Annotated in this window: 13 protein-coding genes and 1 tRNA gene; 6 read left to right on the forward strand and 8 right to left on the reverse strand. The window is 63.3% G+C overall.

Annotation, left to right across the window (positions count from 1 at the left end; all coding sequences use genetic code 11):
* Positions 1-17 precede the first annotated feature (17 nt).
* Positions 18-94: transfer RNA gene (locus D769_RS02240), tRNA-Arg, on the forward strand.
* Between the two features lie 227 nt (positions 95-321).
* Here the strand turns inward: D769_RS02240 and D769_RS02245 are convergent.
* The 7 genes from D769_RS02245 to D769_RS02275 form a co-directional block, all read right to left on the reverse strand.
* Positions 322-2,508, reverse strand: a complete 2,187-nt coding sequence (locus tag D769_RS02245; protein ID WP_008641679.1) for a c-type cytochrome — start codon at positions 2,506-2,508, stop codon at positions 322-324.
* A gap of 294 nt (positions 2,509-2,802) precedes the next feature.
* Entirely contained in the window at positions 2,803-5,262 is a 2,460-nt protein-coding gene (locus D769_RS02250; protein WP_040010829.1) for an ATP-binding protein, read from the reverse strand.
* Between the two features lie 15 nt (positions 5,263-5,277).
* Complete coding sequence (locus tag D769_RS02255) at positions 5,278-5,919, reverse strand: response regulator transcription factor (protein ID WP_008641682.1); 642 nt, start codon at positions 5,917-5,919, stop codon at positions 5,278-5,280.
* A gap of 66 nt (positions 5,920-5,985) precedes the next feature.
* On the reverse strand, positions 5,986-8,208 hold the full coding sequence (locus D769_RS02260; RefSeq protein WP_008641683.1) for a PBP1A family penicillin-binding protein: 2,223 nt from the start codon (positions 8,206-8,208) through the stop codon (positions 5,986-5,988).
* A 226-nt stretch (positions 8,209-8,434) separates the two neighbouring features.
* On the reverse strand, positions 8,435-10,132 hold the full coding sequence (locus D769_RS02265) for a penicillin-binding protein 2 (protein ID WP_241227833.1): 1,698 nt from the start codon (positions 10,130-10,132) through the stop codon (positions 8,435-8,437).
* A gap of 623 nt (positions 10,133-10,755) precedes the next feature.
* Entirely contained in the window at positions 10,756-12,645 is a 1,890-nt protein-coding gene (locus tag D769_RS02270; RefSeq protein WP_008641685.1) for a flagellin, read from the reverse strand.
* 139 nt (positions 12,646-12,784) lie between these two features.
* Entirely contained in the window at positions 12,785-14,758 is a 1,974-nt protein-coding gene (locus D769_RS02275; RefSeq protein WP_008641687.1) for an alkyl sulfatase dimerization domain-containing protein, read from the reverse strand.
* Between the two features lie 104 nt (positions 14,759-14,862).
* Between D769_RS02275 and D769_RS02280 the strand changes: the two genes are divergently transcribed.
* The gene (locus D769_RS02280; RefSeq protein WP_008641689.1) at positions 14,863-15,753 is read left to right on the forward strand and encodes a LysR family transcriptional regulator; all 891 of its coding nucleotides are present in this window, start codon (positions 14,863-14,865) and stop codon (positions 15,751-15,753) included.
* 61 nt (positions 15,754-15,814) lie between these two features.
* Here the strand turns inward: D769_RS02280 and fabI are convergent, their stop codons facing one another.
* Positions 15,815-16,597, reverse strand: coding sequence for an enoyl-ACP reductase FabI (gene fabI, locus D769_RS02285; protein WP_008641690.1), 783 nt, complete (start codon positions 16,595-16,597; stop codon positions 15,815-15,817).
* A gap of 209 nt (positions 16,598-16,806) precedes the next feature.
* On the opposite strand from fabI, the gene D769_RS02290 reads away from it, so the two are divergent.
* Genes D769_RS02290 through D769_RS02305 form a run of 4 tightly spaced genes read left to right on the forward strand, consistent with a single transcriptional unit; the run spans position 16,807 to position 22,534 of the window.
* Positions 16,807-18,693, forward strand: coding sequence for an extracellular solute-binding protein (locus D769_RS02290; protein WP_008641692.1), 1,887 nt, complete (start codon positions 16,807-16,809; stop codon positions 18,691-18,693).
* A gap of 18 nt (positions 18,694-18,711) precedes the next feature.
* Positions 18,712-19,761: a microcin C ABC transporter permease YejB gene (yejB, locus tag D769_RS02295; protein ID WP_008641693.1), complete on the forward strand. Its 1,050-nt coding sequence runs from the start codon at positions 18,712-18,714 to the stop codon at positions 19,759-19,761.
* Complete coding sequence (locus D769_RS02300) at positions 19,758-20,888, forward strand: ABC transporter permease (RefSeq protein WP_008641695.1); 1,131 nt, start codon at positions 19,758-19,760, stop codon at positions 20,886-20,888. Before yejB ends, D769_RS02300 begins: the two co-directional genes overlap by 4 nt.
* Complete coding sequence (locus D769_RS02305) at positions 20,885-22,534, forward strand: ABC transporter ATP-binding protein (protein ID WP_008641696.1); 1,650 nt, start codon at positions 20,885-20,887, stop codon at positions 22,532-22,534. Before D769_RS02300 ends, D769_RS02305 begins: the two co-directional genes overlap by 4 nt.
* The last annotated feature ends 147 nt before the right edge of the window (positions 22,535-22,681 follow it).

Raw genomic sequence — 22,681 nt, forward strand, 5'->3', positions numbered from 1 at the left:
GCAATGGCAAGGCCGCGCCGCCCTTAGCTCAGTTGGATAGAGCACTCGCCTTCTAAGCGAGCGGTCAGAGGTTCGAATCCTCTAGGGCGGGCCAAGAATCCCAGGTTTGGAGGCCGTTCGGTGGAGAGAGGATCGCCCACCAAGGCACGCAGTTCTGCAGGCTTTCTGGCATCCCGAGAGCTTCCATGCACCTGATGACACGCTGGGCACGCGATGCTCACACTGTGCCGAAATCCTATCCCTCCTGACCGCGTGTGTTTCCGGCATCTGGCGTCGGCGGCCCCAACGTTTTTACGTCGGGGCCGCGCCAGCCGAGAGACGTTAGTAACGCGCGTCGGCCGGCTTCTTGTCGTTGGGCCAATCCTTGACCTTGGCCGCGAAGTCTGGCCGGGGCATGTGGGTGAAGTACTCGGCGACATCCACGGCTTCCTGATCGGTCAACCCGCCCTGGCCCAAGGGGAAGCCATTATGGAAAGCGATGGGCATGTTGCGCTTGACGAAGGCCGCTGCCGTATAGGTTCGCGCCATACCCGCACCGATGTTGAAGGACTCGTCGCCCCACAGCGGCGGATAGACCCACTTGCCGTTGGCATTCTTGATGCCTTCGCCGCCGTCACCGTGGCATAGCGCGCACTGGACTGCGTAGATCTTCTTGCCGTTTTCCACGTTCGGTACCAGGCGGCGGTCAATCTTGCCGACACCGCGGCCTTCGACCTTGTCCTCTGGCTTGGTCTCGCGTTTCATCCAGTCGAAGTAAGCGACCATCGCCTTGAGTTCCTCGGAGTCGAGCGGCAGCGGCTTGCCGTTCATCGATCGCAGGAAGCAACCGTTGATACGGTCTGCCAGCGTGATGACCCGGCCAGCGCGCGGCGCGTAGCTCGGGAAGAACGCGGACACACCAACATACGGCGAGCCATCTGCGACGGTCCCGGCATTCAGGTGGCAACTCGCGCAGTTCAGCGCATTGCCCACATTCCTGGGCAGCATCTCGTGCGTGTTGATGTTCAGCCGGGCACCAAGAACCAGCTGCGTGGCGTTGGACTCCTTCAGGATGTTGGCGATGCGCGGGGTCTCGAACTTGCTGTCGTCAAGCTTACGGACGTCGAGTTGCTTGCGCATACTCCGCACCGTGGCTGCCGCGATCGGCTTGGCGGTGGCGTTGCCCCAGTTTCTGCGGGTGAAGTTCAGGATCTCGGCAATTTCCTGGTCGCTCAGGCGGGCGAATGCCGGCATGCTCAGGACGCGGGCATTGTCGGCAGTCTGGGCGGAACGCCAGCCCGTCAGCGTGATATGAACGAGCGTCGAGGGGTCGTCGGACATCAGTACCGGGTTGCCCGCAAGCGCCGGGAACACGCCTGACACCCCGGCACCATCCGAGCGATGGCAGTCGGTGCAGAACTGCAGGTATCCCAATCCACCGCGCGAGGTATAGAGGTCGGCGGGCGCTCCAGATGCGGTGGCCGGTACAACGTCCGATGCGGCCTTTGACGCGCGCGGCGCGATGGCGGGCGCGGGCCCCTGTGCGACCTGCATCGGCTTGTCATGCCCCGCAGCCGGTAGCGACTTGAGATAGACGCCGATGGCAGTCAGATCGCCATCCGTCATGTATTGGGTACTGTGCTGCACCACGTCGACCATGTTTCCGGACACCGTGCCATGCCGGTTGCGCCCGGTCTTCAGAATCTCGGCGGTGTCCTCAGGCGTCCACAGGCTGCGCAGGCTCAGTGCGCGCCATCCCTCCACGGTCTCTCCCGCGAGGAAAAATTTGCCCGTGCTGCCAGCATCGGACATGGTCTTCTCCTGGAAGCCAATGCCGCGAGGCGTATGGCACGCGCCGCAGTGTCCGAGCCCTTGCACGATATAGGCGCCGCGGTTCCATTCCGCGTCCTGCTTTGCATTGGTCTGGAAGGGCTTTGCGTCCAGGAACAGCCAATTCCAGACTGCCAATCCCCAGCGCTGGTTGAAGGGGAATGACATCCCCAACGGCTGATTGGCTTGGCGGACTGGCTTCACGCCGTGCATCAGGTATGCGTACAGCGCCTGCATGTCCTCCTGCGTGAGCTTGGCATAGGAGGGATACGGCATGGCCGGATACAGGTTGTGGCCGTCGGCGGCCACGCCCTTGCGCATCGCACGGTCGAACTGCGCGAAGCTGTATCTGCCGATGCCGGTTTCGGGGTCAGGTGTGATGTTGGTCGAATGCAGCGTGCCGAATGGCGTCTCCAGCGCAAGCCCGCCTGCCATCGGTCTGGACTTGTCGGTGCCGGTGTGACAGGCGACACAATCGCCCAGCCGCGCTACGTATCGGCCCCGTTCGACTTGCTTCCGAGTCGCGGCATCCAGGCTGGCAGCGTAGTTCGCTGGCAAGTCGTCGATGACCTGGGGATGGGACGCATTTGGCGAGGGTGCGGGCTCGGTTTGTGCCAGGGCATATGTCGCCCCGATGGCCGTCAGCAAGGCCAATCCGCCTTGCAGGGCCTTTCGAATGGTGATCGCGGGAATTCTCATTATTGTGTGCGGTAGGAACGGAACCCCATGAGGTTCCGCGTGTTTTATGCCCTTGATGTCCAAAGGGTTTTGTCAGTGCATGGTCGCGCCAACACCCCGCACATGGAGTTGACGTAGATCAATCATTTAGTGATGTGGAAGTAACTCTCGGTAGCGCTTACCGATACCGTCGGCGGGCAATCTCGCGCAGTCGTTGTCTGCGCGATCTGAATCGTTCGGTGTGCGCAAGCGCGCCGCGCTAGCCGGATGTCGAGGTGGAGGCCGGAAGAGGGCGATCAGCAGCGCTCGCCAGCATCAAGCGTCATCTGCCGACTGCCTGAGAATCTCGGATCGAAGGTGTTGAAGGCTCAGGACGACGCCATCCCAGTCGACGTCCTTGTCGAGGCTGGCCTCGATGGACGGGATGCTCTCAGCCAGGTTTGTGAGCTGCGAGGACTGGAGCAGTGTCCCCTTTAGGCGATGGAGATGATGTCTGGCCATGACAGGGTCTCGCGCCCGCGCGGCGGCATCGAGGGCCGCAAGTTCGAGCAGCGCGTATTCCGCCATGGTCTTGGTACGTTCCAAAAGGCTGGAATGGCTGGCGTCGCGTGCGTCGAGTGCGTTGAGTGCGTCGGGAGCAGGCGCCCCGATGGCGCCAGTCGCGTGGCAATCCGGAATCCACAGGTGCAATGTTTCCTGCAATCCCTGCAGATTGATCGGTTTGGCTAGAACGCAATCGATGCCCGCATCCAGCGAACGCAATGCCTGTTCCGGCCCGGCTTCGGCCGTCACGGCGATGATTGGTGTGGGTTGCGAATGCGTCGAGTCCTCCCGCGCGCGCATTTGCTTTGCGACTGTGACGCCGTCGACGTCCGGCAAGTGAAGGTCCAGCAGAATGGCGGCAAACGATCGAGTCGAGAACAGGTCGATGGCCTGGGCGCCGGATTCCGCAAGCACCGGGTCATACCCAAGCGCGCGCAACTGCTCCATGAGCACCAACTGGTTGGCCGGCGTGTCTTCGACGACCAGAATCGCCCCGGAGACGCTTGCTGCCACCTGTGGCGAGGGGGGCAAGGCGGCTTCGTCCTGTGTGTCGGCAATCGTCGTTTCCAGGGAGAATTCGACCGTCGTACCCTGCCCGAGGGTGCTCCAGATCGAGATGCTTCCCCCCATGGCTTCCACGAGCTTCTTGCAGATGGAGAGGCCAAGGCCACTGCTACCCGTTTGGCGTTGACGGGCGTTCCCCACCTGGCTGAAGGGCAGAAACAGCCGAGGTTGATCCTCTGGCGCGATACCGATGCCCGTGTCGCTCACGCGGATCGCCAGCGTGACGCGTTCCGACGACCGCTCTGACCGGGACAGCCGGACGTCGACCGTGACGGCACCCTGCTCGGTGAACTTGATCGCATTTGCCACGAGATTGCCCAGCACCTGGCGTATGCGATTACCGTCCAGGTCGATGGTGTGACCGCCAGACTGGTCGTTCAGCTGGAGCGCAATGCCCTTGCGATCGGCGATGGCCTCGAAGCCATTGAGCACCGAGCGGACGAGATCGTTTACACGCAGCGCCGAGGGCTTCACGAGGATCTTCCCGGTGCTGATGCTCGAATAGTCCAGGACGTTATTGAGTACCGCGAGCAACGAGTCGGCGCTTTCCCGAGCCCGATGAAGAAGCTCTCGTCTTGGCGTGCTGTTGTCTTCCCGATCGAGTAACTCCAGCGCGCCCACGACCGCACTAATGGGCGTCCGTATCTCATGGCTCATGATGGCCATGAACTCGGATTTCACCTTCTCGCTCTTCAAGGCATTTGCGCGGGCACGCATCGCCTGGTAGACGGAAACGCCCAGTGATATCAGGACGATCAAGAAAAGCACAATCGTGGTGCCGTAGTAGTGCCAGAGTGCCTTGAGCGATGGCTGAAGATAATCCGCGCCCTCCAGCCAGTTCTGATAGAGCTGGTCGGTTTCCCCGGCGCTGAGCGAAGCCAGCGCCTGATTCATCAGGGAGAGCAGCGGCGCGGAATCCTGGCGGACGGCCATGCGCAGCACCAGAGGCAGCTCGGCGATGGTCCCCGCGATATGAAGCGTTTTGTCGTACTGCAGCCGGATGAGCGGATGCAGTACCGCGCTCGGCCCGACGGCGGCGGCAGCCTTGCCGTCGCGAACCGCCGCCAATGCCATGCTGTCGCTCGGCTCCGGGAGTATCCGCGTGCAAGACAACGGGTGCCCTTCGAACCATTGGTGATAGGCGCCGCCTTCCTTGACCGCTACGGTAATGCAGCCCAGGCTCGACAAATCGAAGTAGTTCTTGTCCCGCGCATTTGCAACGACCAGTGTCGTGCCGACGTAGTAGGGACGTGTCAGCGCAATCCGTGTTCCAGCGGACTTGGGCAACTGGAAGTCAGGCACGGCAGGTAGCACGTCCACCTCGCCATCCAGAAGCTTGCGCACGGATTCCGACCATGACTTCGTGGGCACCAATTGCACCGTCATGCCAAGCCGATCGGCAATGGCATGGATATAGGCGATGCTGAGCCCGTGAGCGGTTCCTTTCTCGACATATTCGAGCGGTTGCCAGTAGGGGTCCACCGCGATACGCAGGACATGGTGCTCCTTCAGCCATGCTTCCTCCGCAGCTCCCCAGGGGCTTTGCGCCATGGCGCGGGCATACGGAACGAAGCCGGCCAGGACAGCCAGGATCAGGAGCAGTGCCCGTTTCATGATGCGTGGGGATTCGGTGCCGACATCGATATCTTCGTCTTGGGTTGCGGGCAAGTCGCTGGGCGTGGGTCAGATAAGATGGCGCACCTTGAACAGATCGTTGTCGGAGCGGATACCCAGCTTGCGGAGCGCCGACTGCTTGTGGCCGCTCACCGTCTTCTTGCTGCGCGAGAATTTCGCGGCGATCTCGTTGACCGTCATCCCGTCCAGAAAGCACCTGAGCACCTCGCGTTCCTTCTCGGTCAGCGCGGCGGTGAGGTCCCCCGATCCCGTTGCGCCTTCACCCTGCTCCTTGCCGAACACGGAAAGCGAAGCAACCTGGGCTGGGATATGGCTTGCCCCCCGGAGTATCTTGGCGATAGCCGCCGTGATTTCGGCAATCGAGCCGTTCTTGATGCAGTACCCATCGGCCCCCGCCTTCATTGCCAGGGCGATGGTGACGGGGCTGTCATGGGCGGATAGAACGAGGATCTTGATGCCCGGATACTGTCGCCGGATCATTCGGATAACGCCGATGCCGTCCGCATCCGAAGGCTCCAGCGCATAGTCGATGATCACAAGATCCGGGGCCTTGTTCCTGAGCGCCTGCACGAAATCCCTGCTGCGGGTGAATGTCCCGAGGATTGCGAATGCAGAGTTCTGCTGCAGTACCCGGACGATTCCCTGATGAACAATTTCGTGGTCATCCAGGACCATGATCGAAATGGGCATTTTGCGGCTTCCAAGACGTATCGCAGGCGCTGAATTATAAGCCTTGCAGCAATCGCGCCCGAGGCGTCACACGTTATCGGCGTCTTGCCGGAACCACTCCAGGACCTGCTCGTGCTCGCGTTGCTGCTCGCGTGTCGGGATGGGCGCGGGCTCGGATGCGCAGCGGTATCCCGTCCGGATGAATGCGTGGGAATCGCTCACGCAGGCGGACGAACGATACTCGCGGTAGATGTAGTCGCCGTTTTCCTCGACAACATCGTCCGGCAACGCTCTGCTGATCGGGGCACGGTCAGCCGTGGCGTGACGCATGAAGTCCGTCCAGATCGGCAGCGCAAGCGTCCCGCCCGTGACCGCCCCGAGGCTGCGGAACTGGTCATGGCCAACCCATACGGTGGTCGCCAGCCCCGTCGCGTATCCGGCGAACCATGCGTCCCTGGCATCGTTCGAGGTCCCCGTCTTGCCGGCAGCGTCGGCCTTGTCGATACGGGCCGCCGCGCGACCGGTGCCTTTCCGAACCACATCGCGAAGCAGCGAGTCCATGATGAACGCGTTGCGAGGGGAGATGATCTGTTTGCGCTCGATGTCTCCGGCCGATGTGTAGAGTTCTTGGTCGCCGCGCTGCACGATCCGGGCGATCAGGCGCGGCTGAACGAGATAGCCGCCGTTGGAGAAGACGGCGTACGCCTGCGTCAATTGCATCGGCGTCACGCTGCCGGCGCCCAGCGCCAGGGGGAAACTGCCGGGATTCAGGTCTGGCGCGAAGCCGAATCGCAGCGCGAAATCCCGCACGTAACCGATGCCGGAAGCCTGCGTCAGCCCTACCGTCACCAGGTTCTTTGAGCGGACAAGTCCCTCGCGCGCCGTGATGAAGCCGTCGTAGCGGCCGCCGTAGTTCTTGGGCCGCCAGGGCCGGGCACCGGTGACGGTCGAGTCCAGTACCCGCTGACTGTCGTCCACCATGGTTCCCGGAAAGTAGCCTTTTTCGAGAGAGGCGGAGTAGACGAAGGGTTTGAAGCAGGAGCCCGGCTGGCGCAATGCCTGCACGGCGTGATCAAACTTGCCGCGATGGAAGTCATAGCCACCCACCCACGCCACGACATCGCCGCTGACAGAATCGATGGAAACCAATGCGCCCTCCATGTCGGGCGCTTGCGCGATCTCCCATTTGCCATCCAGGCTTGCCATGGTGACGACCGTGCCGCGCGTCAGCGGCGTCGCGGCATACGCGGGTGCATGCGCGCGAAGGGTCGTGCCATCGCGTGTCTTGACCGTCAGGCGGCCGCCGCGATCGGCCGTGGCGGTGACGACGGCCGTGGTGAGGCCGTCCCGATCCGGATAGTCGTCAAGCCCCGACGTTGGCCCATTGGCGTCGATGGCCACCCGCCCCAGCGGGATATAGCGTCGTCTTTGCTGGGCGCGAAGCAGGCCGTCATGCAGGGCATCGTATGCGGCTGCCTGCGTGGCGGTTTGAATGGTTAGCGTCACGTCCAGGCCATCCCGATAGGCGCGTTCACCGTATTGGTCCACGACCAGTTGGCGTGCGCGCTCCACCGGAAAGGCAAATGCCGGATCGATGGCATAACTACGCGGCTTCAGCCGAAGCGGTTCATCCAATGCGGAAGCATATTGTTCGTCGCCCAGATACCCAAGCTCGTGCATGCGCGCGAGGATGTACCGCTGGCGTACGCGGGCCCGCTCCGGATTGACCGTGGGGTTGAATGCGGATGGTGCTTTGGGGAGGCCCGCGAGCAGGGCCGCTTCCGCTGGGGTCAACTGGTCGAGTGACTTGTCGAAATAGATGCTCGCTGCGGCAGCAAAGCCGTATGCGCGCTCGCCCAGGTAGATCTGGTTCATATAGACCTCGAGCAGCCGTTGCTTGCTGAATTGCTGCTCCAGCTTGAAGGCCAGAAGAACTTCACGGAGCTTCCGGTCGTAGGTCTTCTCGCTGGAAAGGTACAGACGGCGTGCCACCTGCATGGTGACGGTGCTAGCCCCCTGCGCGTGCCGGCCCGATGCGAAATTGGCCCATGCAGCGCGGAACAACCCCGAGAAGTCCACGCCACCGTGTTCGTAGAACCGGGCATCTTCGATCGCCAGCAGGCTCTGCTGCACGACGACCGGAATTCTGGAAAGCGGGACGATCTCGCGGCGCTCGTCGCCATATTCGGCCAGGAGGATGCCATCCTGAGAATAGATACGCAGCGGCCTGTCAGGTTTGAACGCGGCCAGGCTCGTGACGTCCGGGAGCGACAGCCATGTCTGATGGACGTGCCAGGCGCCGAAGGCCATTCCCAGCGCGATAAGGAGACCGGCAAGCGCGCCCAGGCAGGTTGCAATCCGGGCCCGTCCGGGAGTGCTGGTGGTTTCCGGCTTTGACTCTGTTGGCATCGCTGAAGGTTGGGCACGCGTGGATCGCCGCGCGCCGGTATGTCCTGAGGGTGGCAATGTCCACCAGTCTGTCGGACGGCTTCCGGGCTGCATACAGGACTGGTCTGGAATTGGCCCGAACCGGAACTCAATGTGCGATATTGGCCTCTGCCGGTGGGGCATCTGGAACCACATGCCGCAACTGCATGGCACGCGAGACGATCTGCGCGAAGATTGGCGCCGCGACTTTGCCGCCGAAGTGACTGCCTTCGCTGGGATCCTCGACGCTGACCACGACAACGATCTCGGGCGCGGACAGGGGGGCCACACCGGCAAACGACGCACGGTAGCGCTTCTTGTCGTATCCACGCCCCGGGACGTGCAGATAGGCGGTGCCCGTTTTGCCGCCGACGCGGTACTCGTTCACGCGGGCTTGTCGGCCTGACCCTCCGGCGCCGGTCACGCGTTCGAGCATGGCCAGCACGGCCTCCGCGGTTGCTGGCGTCAGCACCTGCGTGCCGCGCGTCTCGCTTCCTGCTGGCCGCCGTTCGAGCGTAAGGGGGACAAGCTGGCCGCGATTGCCGATCGCCGCATATGCCTGCGCAATCTGCAGCGCGGAGGCGGTCAGCCCGTATCCATAGGCCATGGTCGCCTGGGTAATCGGCGTCATCCCTCGCGCGCTATGCATGCGACCACTACCCAGGCCGGGAAACAGGAACGAGTCAGCTTTTCGTCCGAAGCCGAGCGCGTGCATGTGCGTCCACAGTTCGTCCGGCGAGAGGCGCGAGACGATCTTCACCATGCCAATGTTGCTCGATTTCTCGATAACGCCCGCGACCGATAGCTGGCCGAAGTTCCGGACGTCTGTGATCTTCGCGCCGGCAAAATCGAATCTGCCGTTCGTCTCGATCAACGTGTCTGGTGCAACGCGCTTCAGTTCCAGCGCACCCGCGACGATCAGCGGCTTGATGATGCTGCCTGGCTCGAAGGCGTCGATCAGCGCCGCAGCGCGACGTTTGCTGCTATCGGCGTGCCAGCTTGCAGCGGCGAGGATCTCGCCGGTCTTGACGTCAGTGACCACGGCAAGGCTGGATCGAGCCTTGACCGTTTCCGATGCCTGCTGCAGTGCCTGGTATGTGGCGGTTTGCAGCCGCTCATCGATCGACAGATGGATATCGCCGCCGTCCTCGGCCTCGGCAATCACCAACTGGGAGAGCGTATTGCCAAGGCGGTCCCTCTCGACGACGCTCCGTCCGCGCACGCCTTTCAGCCGGTCATTGAGCGCGAGTTCCAGTCCCTCGATGCCGATGCCGTCAAGATTGACCAGCCCGAGAAGGGCGTCGAAGGGCGGGCCAGATGGATAGACACGCTTGAACTCGCGTACCGTTCCCACGCCCGGCAGAGCAAGCGTCTTGACCTGCTCCAGCGTTGCCGCGTCGGTCTGGCGCCTGAGGTACACAAAGCCCCGGTCCGATGCCGATGCCGCCTCGATCTCTGTCAGGGGCATACCGAGTGCCTCCGCAAGCCCCGTGTATTTGTCACTGGAGGCCATCTGACGGGGGCTCAAGTAGATGGCGCCGGCCGGGAGGCTCTGTGCGAGCGTATGGCCGTTGCGATCAAGAATTCGCCCGCGCGTCGGCGGAACATCGAGCTGCCGCCTGACACGTAAATCGCCTTGCTGCTGGTAGAACGCGTTGCCAGGTCCGGCGATCCAGATGGCGCGGATAGCGAGCCCGAGGAAGCAGAGCGTGATCAGGAACACAAGAAACCGGGAGCGACCGGGGTGAAAACTCCCGATGGTGTTCGCGAAGCTCTGGGAATGGGCAATGTAGCGCTTGCTGGGCATCGTCAGCCTGTTGGCAAAGTTGCGGCGGTCGCAAGCAATCGGGCGCAATGTACGCCGGACACATATGTGCGGCTCTCGCCCGCAAATCAGGATCGAACAGGGTACCGACGCGCGGCCGGCCGGCGGGCCGGACTAGTCTGGTATTGATCGCTTTTCCGGCATGCGCTGGTCGCGCGACCACACGTGGTCAGAAACGTGGTCAGAAACGAGACCAGTCCGGGCGAAGCGGTGGCGTGGGCGGCTTAGCGTTGCTGCTTCAGGCAAACGTCGAGCTGTATGCGGAAGGGAGCTGTGAGTAGAAACAACGTCTATGTCGCCATCTACGTCGTAGCGATGGTGGGGCTGTCAGTCTGGGCCGTATGGCGCGACTTAGCGTCTCATCGACACTATTGGGCGCCTGGCGAGCAGTCGCCGGACAAGCCCGGCAGAATCGTACTGAGCGATCGGGAATCAGTGCTGCTGGAACGGTACTGCGCGATGCATGGGGATTGTGATCGGCCGGGTGAACGGCGGGGGCGCTAGCGCCGGTGGGCTCTCCTTGTTGCCATTGGCCTGGCCCACGATCGATTCCGCGACGTCAGCCAGCGGCGGGGCCTGTCCTAAGCCGCTGGCGTCGGCCGCAATTAGTTCCGACCCAGCAGCGAAAGCACCGCCTGGGACTGCTGGTTGGCCTGTGCCAGCATGGCCGTGGCTGCCTGGCTGACGATCTGGGAGGCAGTCATCTTCGAGACCTCGACCGCATAGTCGGCGTCCTCGATCCGTGAACGCGCCGTATCCAGATTGGTGGCGGTCGTCTGTTGGGCATTGGTGATCGAATCGAGTCGATTCTGCGCCGCGCCCAGCAGGCTGCGCTGGGCGTCGACGGCCGCGAGCGCGCGATCAAGCGTTGCCAGCGGATCGAGCGGCTGCTTGAGACGGATGCCTTCGCCGGCTTCCACCACATTGAGCACCGTCTTGTTGGTGGAGGCGTCGGTCAACGCAGTGAACGTCAATGGGTAGAAGATCAGTACGTCTTCGCTGCCGTTGACGGTGCGGATGTACTGCGAACCGTCCTGCGCGGTCACCAGCGTGCCGGTCTTGGCCGACTGCGGGAGGTTGAACACGTAGTTGCCGCTGGCGTCGAGCCCGAGCACGTTGCCATAGGTCACCCCGTTTCGATCGGTGTAGTTGACCGAGACCCTTGCCGGGTCGATGGTCACCGTCGAATCACCGCTGACCGACGGCAAGTCCGTGAACGACTGGTAGGTGGTGCTCACCGCCCTGGCTGTCATGGTCCGAGTGGTGCCGTCGTCGCTCATGGTGAGCGCTGCATCGTAATAGCGGAAATTGCCGCCGCCCGCATCCACCTCGATCACATAGGTACCATTGTTGCGTTGAAGCAGGCGCGAGGCGGATGCGCTGAGGCTGACGCCGCTGGCGTCCTGGAACGCGACGGTGTCGGTGGCGGGGTCCACGGGCGGCGATTGCGTGACCGTTGCCGGCAATGTGGAGAAATCCGCCGCGGTCAGCGGCGACGTCATGTCGGCGGCCTTTGCAGTGACCGTTCCCGAGGTGCCGAAACCGAGGCTGGCCTGATAGTAGTTGCCGGCCTTCCGGATGAAATAGCGGCCATCGTCGGCCTGGACCAGCGAAGCACCGGCGATCGGTGCATTCGTATCGTCAAGCAGGCTCGGCACGCCGATGGCGCGCGATGCCACCGCCGCCGGGCTTTGGAACACTGGCGGGCCTGACGGAGAGAGCGCGACGTCGCTGAGTCCCGTTACCGTATCGGTCGTCGGCCGGTACCCCACTTGCTGATAGGTTGGCTTGCCGGCGCCGTCCACGTCCTGCACGTAGAAGGTGCCGTTGGCGTCCCGCACGAGGTTGGGGCTCGTGCTGCCCGCTGGCCAGTGGACGGTGGTGGTCGGGCTGTCGATCATGACATTGGTACTGCGGCCCTGGAGCACGCCAAGGCCGCTGACGGTGCCGGGCAGCCCGGCGATCGTGAAGTCCTTCAGGCCCAGGGCGTTGACGCCAAAGCCGGAACCACCGAGGTTCACGGACAACTTGTCCGAATCGTTCGCGCCGACCTGCAGGTTGACCATGCCAGCGCTGCCGTCCAGCAGCCGCAAGCCGTTGAACGTGGACTGCTGCGTGAGTCGGTCGATTTCCTTCAGGTTCGCATTGATTTCGGCCTGGACCGCATCGGTATCCGTGAGCGAAAGTGTGCCGTTGAGGCCCTGAACGCTCAGGTCCCGAATGCGCTGCAGGCGTGCGTTCAGGGAGTCGAGGGCGCCGCTGGCAGTCTCCAGCATGGATTGCCCGTCGCCCGCGTTACGTCGTGCCTGGTTCAGCCCACTGACTTGCACCCGCATCCGGCTGGCAATGGCGAGGCCGGCTGCGTCGTCCCGCGCGGAGTTGATTCGCAGCCCGGAAGACAGGCGTCGAATGGTGTCGCCCACTGCGTTGCTCGCTTTCCCCGCCTGCAGGGATGCGCTGAGCGCCAGGACATTGCTGGCGATGGTAAGGGCCATGACTCGTGCTGGTTATTGTTATGACATTTAGCACGGTTATCGACACATTTGACGTTTGGCTTGAATGTAGCGTTCCCACACCAAAGCAGGGGATGCGAGCCGCCGGCTCGAGCTGGAGCCGGCGTGGCGAACCGCGTGATTACTTCTGGTATCCGTGCGGCGTGACGATATTGAAGGCCGGGTCGAACGTGTCGAGCATGGCGAACAGGCCCGCCACGGCCTGCGGGTTGCCATCGATGCGGATCGCGCCCGACTGCATGGCCTGCGGCAGGGTGAGCTGCTTCAGGCTGATCTTGTCGAGCGTGGCCTTGGTCAGCGTGACCGTGGCGGTCGGCTGCGCGTGCTGGGCATCGGCCACGTAAGTCAGCGCGCTGTTGCGCAGTGTCATCGCGTAGCGTTGGTTCAGGTCGGTGAACTGCCAGTTCAGCGTCATGGCCTTGCCGGCGGCCTTGTCCGCGTTCAGGCGCACGGCCAGGTAGTCGAAGAAGTTCGGCACCGTCAGCGCGCGCACGAGATCGGCCGAGCCGAGCGAGCTGCCCTGCAGCTTGGGCACGCCATCGCGAAGCTCCTGGGCGCCGGTCAGATAGATGTTGCGCCACGTGGCGTTCTCGCTCTGGTAGCCAAGCTGTTCCAGTGCATCGGCCTGCAGTGCGCGCGCCGCGGCGTTCGATGGATCGGCGAAAACCAGGTCATTGCCGATCTGCGCCACCCAGCGGTAGTCGCCCCGCGCATAAGCCTCGCGCGCCTTGGCCAGCACGGCATCGGCGCCACCCATCCATTCGATGGTCTTCCTGGCCGTTTGCTCGGGCGGCAGCGGGTTCAGGTGGGCCGGGTTGCCATCGTAGAAGCCCAGGTAGCGCTGGTAGACCGCGCGTACGTTATGGCTGACCGATCCGTAGTAGTCCCGTGCATACCACTTGCTGGCCAGCGGCTCGGGCAGCGTCTTGAGCGTGTCTGCGATCTCGAGCGGGGTCAGGCCCTGGTTCAGCAGCCGCAGGGTCTGGTCGTTCAGGTAGGCGTACATGTCGCGCTGGTCGGACAGCATCTCGACGATGCGTGCGTGGCCCCAGGTGGGCCAGTGATGCTGGCCGATCAGCACATCGGTCCGATCGCCGTAGCGCAATAGCGACTGGCTCAGGAAATAAGACCATGCCTTGGCGTCGCGCACCTGCGCGCCGCGCAGCGTCAGCAGATTGTGCTGGGTGCGCACCGCGTTTTCGGCGATGCAAAGCGTGCGGAACTGCGGCAGATAGATGTTCATCTCCGCGGGCGCCTCGGTGCCCGGGGTGAGCTGGAATTCGAAGTCGATGCCGTCGATCCGGCGCGTCTCGATCGGCTTGGTGATCGACGAGGTGGGCGCCAGCAGCGTGATGGTGCCGCGCGCGGTGGCTTTGCCCAGGCCGGTATCGACCTGGCCCGTGGCGTTCTTCGGCAGGTTGGTGCCGTACATGTACTGCGCCCGTCGGCCCATCGCGCCGCCCGCCAGCACATTTTCGCTGACGGCTTCGTCCATGAAGCCATTCGGCGCCAGGATCTCGACCTTGCCGGACTTCACATCGTCCTCGCTGACGATGCCACGTACCCCGCCGAAATGATCGACGTGGCTGTGCGTGTAGATCACGGCCAGCACGGGTTTGCGTGGACGGTGCGCGTAGTAAAGGTCGAGCGCGGCCCGGGCGGTTTCGGCCGTGAGCAGGGTGTCGATGATGATCAGGCCGGTGTCGCCTTCGACGATGTTCATGTTTGCCAGGTCGGCGCCGCGTACCTGATAGACGCGGTCGGCCACCTTGAACAGGCCAGCTTCGTTGTTCAGTTGTGCCAGTCGCCAGAGGCTCGGGTTGACCGTGGGCGGGGCGTCCGCCGCCGATTCGAAGGCGTAGGCGCCGAAGTCCCACGCCGTCTTGCCGTCGGCGCTCTTGATCGTCGCCTCGGGGAAGCGCGCCACGAGTCCGCGCTTCGCGTCTTCGAAATCGGCACGGTCGGCGAACGGCAGCTTGCGCAGCCATGCGGCGTTTGATTGCTCGGTCAGCGGAGTGGCGGGATTCGGGCCGGCGAGCGCGACGGACATCGTCAGCGCGGCGGAAGCAAGGACGGTCAAGCGGGCAATGCGCATGGGTGGGCTCTACAGGACTGAGTCGGTAAAAGAGTCATTGGATGCGGTGCGGACCTATAATTCAAGTGCAAATTTAGTATCGCAGCAATGCAATTTACGCATATATGAATCTCAAACGGCTCGAACATCTGGTCGCGGTGGCGGAAGAAGGCTCACTGGCAGCAGCAGCGCGGCGGGTTCATCTAAGTCAGCCGGCGCTGACGCGAAGCATCCAGACACTGGAAGAGGAAGCGGGCGCGGTGTTGTTCGATCGCGGCACACGCGGGGTGACGCTGACCGCTGTGGGGCGCATGGTCACCGAGCGCGCCCGGCGCATCCTGTTCGAGACGCACTGCCTGACCCGCGACCTGACGCTGGTGCGGCAGCACGAGATCGGCAGCGTCCAGATCGGACTCGGCGCCTTTCCGGCAGCGATGCTGCTGCCGGAGGTGCTCTGCCTGCTGCACCGGGAGTGGCCCGGGCTGCAGATTGCGACCGAGGTCAGCGATCCTCGCGCGCTGCTTGACGCGTTGCGCGCCGAGCGGTTGGATTTCGTCGTGATCGAGCAGAGCACAGTGCCGACCCTGGCCGAGCTGGAGGTGCAGCGGCTGCCGGAGGAGTCGGCTGGCCTGTTCGTGCGGCAGGGGCATCCGCTGGCGGGGCGGCCCGTGTTGCTGCCGGCGCTAAGGGAGGCAGCGCTGGTATCGGTGGTGTTCCCGCCCGAAACGCACGAGCGGCTGCGCAAGGTGTTGCGCTGCAAGCCGGGGGAGGCGCTGCCGTTCCAGGTCGAAAGCAACGATTTCCGGGCCCTGACCTATCTCGCCAAACACACCGATGCGGTGTTGCTGGCGCCAGCGCGTGCCGTCCGCGATGAGACGGCGGCGGGGGGTCTGGTGCCGCTCGACGTTCCGGGTCTGCCCGCCATGACAATGCAGTTCGCGGTCGTGCGGCTTGCGCAGCGGACGCTCTCGCCGGCCGCCGGGCGGGCCGTGGCGGCGATCGAGGCCGTGGCCTGAAGAAAGAAAAAGGCGCCCCGTGTTGGGGCGCCTGGATCGCAGGGGCGGTGCGAAGCCCGGATCAGTCCTCGACGGCCGTGCCCACGATGTTGTAGCCGCCGTCGACATACGTGATCTCGCCAGTCACGCCGCTGGCCAGATCCGACAGCAGGAAGGCCGCGACGTTGCCGACTTCCTCGATCGTCACGTTGCGACGGATCGGTGCCACGTCTTCGAAATGCTTGAGCAGGCGGCTGAAGTCCTTGATGCCCGAGGCGGCCAGGGTCTTGATCGGACCGGCCGAAATGCCGTTGGCACGCATCCCGCGCGGGCCGACCGCCGACGCCAGGTAGCGCACGCTGGCTTCGAGCGAAGCCTTGGCCAGGCCCATCGTGTTGTAGTTCGGTACCACACGCTCGGCGCCCAGGTAGGTCAGCGTCAGCAGCGATGCCTTGTCGTTGAGCAGCGGCATCGCGGCCTTGGCCAGTGCCGGGAAGCTGTAGGCCGAGATATCGTGCGCGATTCGGAAGCCTTCACGCGACAGCCCGTCCAGGAAGTTGCCGGCGATGGCTTCGCGCGGCGCGAAGCCGATCGAGTGCACCAGACCGTCGAACTTTTCCCAGCGCTGCCCCAGTGCGGCAAACGTGGCGTCGATCTGTTCGTCGCTGCCAACGTCGCACTCATAGATCATGTCGGAGCCGAATTCCTTGGCGAAGTCCGTGATGCGGTCCTTGAATCGTTCGCCGACATAAGTGAACGCCAGTTCCGCGCCTTCACGCTTGCACGCTGCTGCAATGCCGTAGGCGATCGAGCGGTTCGAAAGCAAACCGGTAATCAGGATCCGCTTACCTGCCAGAAATCCCATAGATTCTCCAAATATGTGTGGGGCGGGCGTATTTTATGCGATGGCCCATGGCCGATGCACAATAAGCAAACTTTCCCGCTTTTGTTGCACCGCGTAGAGGGAATGTCCGGATGGCTGTTGGCCACCCGAACGCATGTAAAATTGTCGCACAACTTCGCCCGGCCACAAGCCGCCGGGCTGTCCTGAGCATTGTGGAGGTCTGCAACCGGATGCTGATTCGTGCACGTTGGCCGCTTCGGGCGGCAGGGCAGTGCTTCTGTCGACGCGCGGTAGTGCAAGGGTGGGCGGCGCTGTCGATCGTGCTGGCTTCGGGTTTTCCCTTATCTGCTTTCGCTGCCCACGGCTTTGCGCTCCACGGCGACCTCAAGTATCCGCCGGACTTCAAGCATTTCGACTACGCCAATGCCGATGCCCCGCAGGGGGGCACGCTGACGCTGGCCAACCCGGACCGACGCACCAGTTTCGACAAGTTCAACCCGTTCACCCTGAAGGGTACGTCCGCGCCGGGGCTCAACGCCCTGATGTTCGAATCGCTGCTGATCAGTAGCGCAGACGAGACCGCCAGCTCCTATGGCCTGCTGGCCGACGATGTCACGGTGGCGCCGGACGAGTTGTCGGTGACGTTCCATATTCGCCGCGAGGCACGCTTCGTCAACGGTGACCCCGTGCTGGCGTCGGACGTCAAGTATTCGTACGACATGCTGATGAGCAAGTTCGCGAGCCCGGGCTATCGCAGCATGTGCACCGATGTGAAAGCCGTGGTGGTGACCGGCGAACGCACGGTGCGATTTGACTTCAAGCAACGCAATCCCGAGCTGCCGCTGATCGTCGGCTCGCTCCCGGTGTTCTCGAAGAAGTGGACGGAGAAGGTGTCGTTCGACAAGCTGACCTTCGAGGAGCCAATCACCAGCGGACCGTACAAGATCGAACGCTACGACGCCGGGCGCGGCATCGTCTTCGCGCGCGACCCGAAATACTGGGGCAAGGATCTGGCGGTACGCCGCGGCACGTTCAATTTCGGCCGGGTGGTCTACCGTCTCTACAAGGACGAGACGGCCAAGCTCGAGGCATTCAAGGCCGGTGAGTTCGACGCAATCGTCGAATATCGGTCGAAAAACTGGGCCAAGAGTTACGTCGGGAAGCGCTTCGAGGAAGGGGAACTGATCAAGACCGAGTTCCCGCACCGCAACGGCGCCGGGATGCAGGGCTTCGTGATGAACATGCGCAAGCCGATGTTCCAGGATGTGCGGGTGCGCCAGGCGCTGATCCTCGCGCTGGATTTCGAGTGGCTGAACCGCCAACTGTTCTATGGGGCTTACAAGCGGCTCGACAGCTGGTTCTCCAACAGCGAACTGGCTGCCAGCACCACCTTCGATGGCAAGCCGGGGCCGGGCGAACTGGCGTTGCTGGAGCCGCTACGCGCCGAGTTGCCGGCCGAAGTGTTCGGCGCTGATGTTGTGCAGCCCACGACGAACCCGCCGCGCTCCCTGCGCGACAACCTGCGCGATGCGCGCCGATTGCTGGCGCAGGCGGGGTGGACCTATTCGGATGGTGCGCTGCGCAATGCCAAGGGCGAGGCGATGGTGTTCGAATTCCTGGATGACGGCGGCGCTATGAGTCGGGTTATCACGGCCTACATCCGCAACCTGGAGAAGCTCGGCATCGAGGTGAACCAGCGCACCACGGACTTCGCGCTCTACCAGAAGCGACTCGAGGATTTCGATTTCGACATGGTGTCGATCCGTTTCCCGGATTCCCAGAGCCCTGGCAACGAACTGCGCGACCGCTTCACGGCCGAAGCGGCGGGCACGCCTGGTTCCGACAACCTGTTCGGCCTGAAGTCGCCGGCGGTCGACAAGCTTGTCGACACGCTGCTGCACGCCCGGTCGCGCGATGAACTGGTCACCGCCGGCCGCGCACTCGACCGCGTGCTGATGCATGGCTACTACATCGTGCCAAACTGGTACAGTGCGTTCCATCGTGTGGCATATCGCAAAGAGATGGCGTACCCGACGCGTCTGCCGTACTTCTACACGGCGGAAGGCTGGATCCTCTCCAACTGGTGGCGCAATGACCTGGTGCCAAAGACCCAGTAATCCCGAACCCGGACGGCCATGCTTGCCTATCTGTTGAAGCGCATTCTGCTGATGATTCCGACGTTGATCGGTGTCATTACGCTTACGTTCGTCGTGATCCAGTTCGTGCCCGGGGGCCCGGTCGAGCAGATGATGCTCGAGATGAAAGGGCGGGGCGGTGCCGCCGAGGCCAGCGGCGGCGGTGCCGAGTATCGCGGCCGTCGCGGCGTGGACCCGGACAAGATCAAGGAGATCCAGGCGCTGTACGGCTTCGACAAGCCGCCGATCGAGCGCTATTTCCTGATGCTCAAGCGCTTTGCAAAGTTTGACCTCGGCCAGAGCTACTTCCAGCACCGCAGCGTCTGGGAACTGGTGAAGTCGAAGATGCCGGTGTCGATCAGCCTGGGGCTCTGGACATTCTTCCTGACCTATCTGATATCGGTGCCGCTGGGCATCTCCAAGGCAATCCGGGCAGGTAGCCGCTTCGATGTGATCAGCAGCATGATCGTGCTGGTGGGGTATGCGATCCCGGGCTTCGTGCTTGGCGTGTTGCTGCTGGTGCTGTTTGGCGGCGGCACGTTCGTGCAGTGGTTCCCGCTGCGCGGCCTGACCTCCGATGACTGGGACCAGTTGTCGCTCATGGGCAAGGTGATGGATTACCTCTGGCACCTGGTGCTGCCGATCACCGCATCGGTCGTGGGCAGCTTCGCCGTGGTCACCATGCTGACCAAGAATGCGTTCCTGGAGGAAATCCGCAAGCAGTACGTGCTGACCGCGCGGGCCAAGGGCCTGTCCGAGCGCCGCGTGCTCTGGAAGCATGTGTTCCGTAACGCGCTGATTCCGCTCGTGACGGGGTTCCCGGCGGCGTTTATCGGCGCGTTCTTTACCGGCTCGCTGCTGATCGAGACACTGTTTTCGCTCGATGGGCTGGGTCTGCTGTCCTATGAGGCGGTGCTGCGTCGTGATTACCCCGTGGTGCTTGGCACGCTATACCTGTTCACGCTGATTGGTCTGGTGACGCGCCTGATTTCGGACATTTGCTACGTGATGGTCGATCCCCGTATTCACTTCGAGGGGATGCATCGATGAATCCCTTCAAACGCGCCCCAATCCAGAACGGGCTGCCGCACTCGCTGTCTCCGCGCCAGCGCGCCTGGCAACGATTCCGTCGCAACCGGCTTGGCTACTGGAGCCTGATCCTGTTCGTGGCGCTGTTCGTGCTGAGCCTGTGCGCCGAGGTGCTGTCGAGCGACCGGCCGCTGGTGGTCCGCTACAAGGGCGAGTACTACCTGCCGATCGCCAAGGTCTATCCGGAAACCACGTTCGACGGCGATTTCCCGACGCGCACCGACTATCTCGATCCGTTCATCCTCGATCGAATCACGACGCATGGCAATTTCGCGATTTTTCCGCTGAACCGCTATTCGTACGATTCGATCAACTACTTCGCCAAGGAGCCGAATCCGGCGCCGCCCTCGGCGGAAAACTGGCTTGGCACCGATGACCGTGGCCGCGATGTGCTGGCGCGGTTGCTATATGGATTCCGCGTATCCGTGCTGTTCGGGCTGGCGCTGACCATCATCGGCGTGCTGGTCGGCACGCTGACGGGCGCGCTGATGGGGTTCTTCGGCGGCCGGTTCGACCTCATGTCGCAACGCGCGATCGAGATATGGGGCTCGATGCCCGAGTTGTACCTGCTGATCATCTTTGCCTCGATCTTCGAGCCGAGTCTGGCGCTGCTGATCATCCTGCTGTCGCTGTTTGGCTGGATGGGGCTGTCCGACTACGTGCGCGCCGAGTTCTACCGCAATCGCTCGCTCGACTACGTCAAGTCGGCCCGCGCGCTGGGTTTGTCCAACGTGCAGATCATGTGGCGGCATATCCTGCCGAACAGCCTGACACCGGTGATCACCTTCCTGCCGTTCCGGATGAGCGCAGCGATTCTGGCGCTCACGAGCCTGGATTTCCTGGGTCTCGGCGTGCCGCCGACCACACCTAGCCTGGGCGAGCTGCTGGCGCAGGGCAAGGCAAATCTCGATGCGTGGTGGATTTCCTTGTCGACCTTCGCGGTGCTGGTGCTGACACTGCTGCTGCTGACGTTCATGGGAGACGCGCTGCGCGATGCGTTCGACACGCGCATGGGCCTGGCCCAGATGCGCGGCCGCGTGGCGCCGAAGGTGCCGGCACGTGGCGGGGCAGCGGAGGCCGTCCGATGAGCACGGCCATGACCTTTACCGAACCGGCGGCAGTGCCAGCACCGGGTACCAAGCTAATGTGCGTGGACCGCCTGTCGGTCACCTTCGGAGAGGGCGAGCACGCCACGCGCGCGGTGCGCGAAGTGAGTTTCGACCTTCGGGCCGGCGAGCGCTACGCGCTGGTCGGCGAATCGGGCTCGGGCAAGACCGTGACCGCGCTGGCGATGCTTCGACTGGTCGAGGATGCGCACTATCAGGGCTCGATCCGTTTCGAGGGCGAGGATCTGCTGCAGGTGTCCGATCGCGAGATGCGCCGCATTCGTGGGTCGGAGATCGCCATGATCTTCCAGGAGCCCATGACGGCGCTTAACCCGCTCTACACGATCGGTAACCAGATCGTGGAGACGCTGGCGCTGCACGAAGGACTGGACCGCCGGGCCGCCCGTGATCGCGCGATTGCGCTGCTCGAGCGCACCGGCATCACCGACGCGCCCAACCGTTTCAATAGCTTCCCGCACCAGTTGTCGGGTGGTCAGCGTCAGCGCGCGATGATCGCCATGGCGCTCGCGTGCCGCCCCAAGCTGTTGCTGGCCGACGAGCCGACCACCGCGCTGGACGTGACCATCCGGGCCCAGATCCTGGACCTGTTGCGGGACCTGCAGGCCGAGTTCGGCATGGCGGTGATGCTGATCACGCACGATCTGAACATGGTCAGGGCGTTCGCCCAGCGCGTGGGCGTGATGGAAAAGGGCGTCCTGGTCGAGACGGGCGAGACCACCGAGGTCTTTTCCAATCCGCACCATCCCTACACACGTAAGCTGATCGACAGTCGGCCCCGGCGCGAGGTGTTGCCGCTGGTGCCGCTGGCCCCGGTGTTGCTGGAGACCGATGCGCTGTGCGTCAACTACATGAAGAAGCGTCCTGGCATGGCGGGCTGGTTCCTCAAGGAAGCATTCCCGGCTGTGAAGGAGGTGAACCTGCAGTTGCGCGAAGGGGAAACGGTCGGAATCGTGGGGGAGTCGGGCTCGGGCAAGACGACGCTGGCGCACGCCGTGCTCGCGCTTCAGCGCAAGAGTAGCGGCACGATCCAGTTCCTGGGCCGCAGCTTCGATACCTGCACGGGCAAGGAGCGCAGCGCGTTGCGCTCGCGGATGCAGGTGGTATTCCAGGATCCGTTCGGGTCGCTGTCCCCCCGGATGACGATCGAGCAGATCGTGGAGGAGGGGCTCGCGCTGCACCAGCCGGGCCTGTCGCGCGAGGCAACGCGCGAGCGCGTGATCGAGGCACTGCGCGAAGTGGGGCTTGACCGCACCGCGCTGGGGCGCTACCCGCACGAGTTCTCGGGCGGCCAGCGGCAACGTATCGCCATTGCCCGGGTCCTGATCCTGAAACCTCAGGTGCTGGTGCTGGATGAGCCGACTTCTGCACTTGATGTATCGATTCAGCAGCAAGTGCTGGCTCTGCTGTCACAGCTCCAGCACAAGTACAACCTCAGCTATCTCTTTATCAGTCACGACTTGGCCGTGATTCGCGCCATGGCGCACCGGGTCGTGGTGATGAAGAACGGCGAGGTCGTGGAATCGGGCGAGACCGAAACGGTACTCGGCGCACCGCAGCATTCGTATACACGCAAGCTGATGGCGGCGGCCCAGCTAGGTGTGGCTTGATTTGATGTGCGTCGCATCATGCATTGACACGCCGACGTAACATGCGCTGTTTATGCGAAAACCAAGAAACTGGATGCGTTTTTTGCGCTAGTTCGTTGATTTGCAGGCGATTTGCGGGAAATTTGTAACCATCTTTGACATGTCAAG

Source organism: Cupriavidus sp. HMR-1 (assembly GCF_000319775.1).
GTDB lineage: Bacteria > Pseudomonadota > Gammaproteobacteria > Burkholderiales > Burkholderiaceae > Cupriavidus > Cupriavidus metallidurans.

Bases quoted from the DNA above. Each gene is read 5' to 3' on its own strand.
- D769_RS02270 (WP_008641685.1), bottom strand. From the start codon at position 12,645: ATGGCCCTTACCATCGCCAGCAATGTCCTGGCGCTCAGCGCATCCCTG.
- D769_RS02255 (WP_008641682.1), bottom strand. From the start codon at position 5,919: ATGCCCATTTCGATCATGGTCCTGGATGACCACGAAATTGTTCATCAG.
- D769_RS02260 (WP_008641683.1), bottom strand. From the start codon at position 8,208: ATGGCCTTCGGCGCCTGGCACGTCCATCAGACATGGCTGTCGCTCCCG.
- D769_RS02275 (WP_008641687.1), bottom strand. From the start codon at position 14,758: ATGCGCATTGCCCGCTTGACCGTCCTTGCTTCCGCCGCGCTGACGATG.
- D769_RS02290 (WP_008641692.1), top strand. From the start codon at position 16,807: ATGCTGATTCGTGCACGTTGGCCGCTTCGGGCGGCAGGGCAGTGCTTC.
- yejB (WP_008641693.1), top strand. From the start codon at position 18,712: ATGCTTGCCTATCTGTTGAAGCGCATTCTGCTGATGATTCCGACGTTG.
- D769_RS02305 (WP_008641696.1), top strand. From the start codon at position 20,885: ATGAGCACGGCCATGACCTTTACCGAACCGGCGGCAGTGCCAGCACCG.
- fabI (WP_008641690.1), bottom strand. From the start codon at position 16,597: ATGGGATTTCTGGCAGGTAAGCGGATCCTGATTACCGGTTTGCTTTCG.
- D769_RS02300 (WP_008641695.1), top strand. From the start codon at position 19,758: ATGAATCCCTTCAAACGCGCCCCAATCCAGAACGGGCTGCCGCACTCG.
- D769_RS02280 (WP_008641689.1), top strand. From the start codon at position 14,863: ATGAATCTCAAACGGCTCGAACATCTGGTCGCGGTGGCGGAAGAAGGC.
- D769_RS02245 (WP_008641679.1), bottom strand. From the start codon at position 2,508: ATGAGAATTCCCGCGATCACCATTCGAAAGGCCCTGCAAGGCGGATTG.
- D769_RS02265 (WP_241227833.1), bottom strand. From the start codon at position 10,132: ATGCCCAGCAAGCGCTACATTGCCCATTCCCAGAGCTTCGCGAACACC.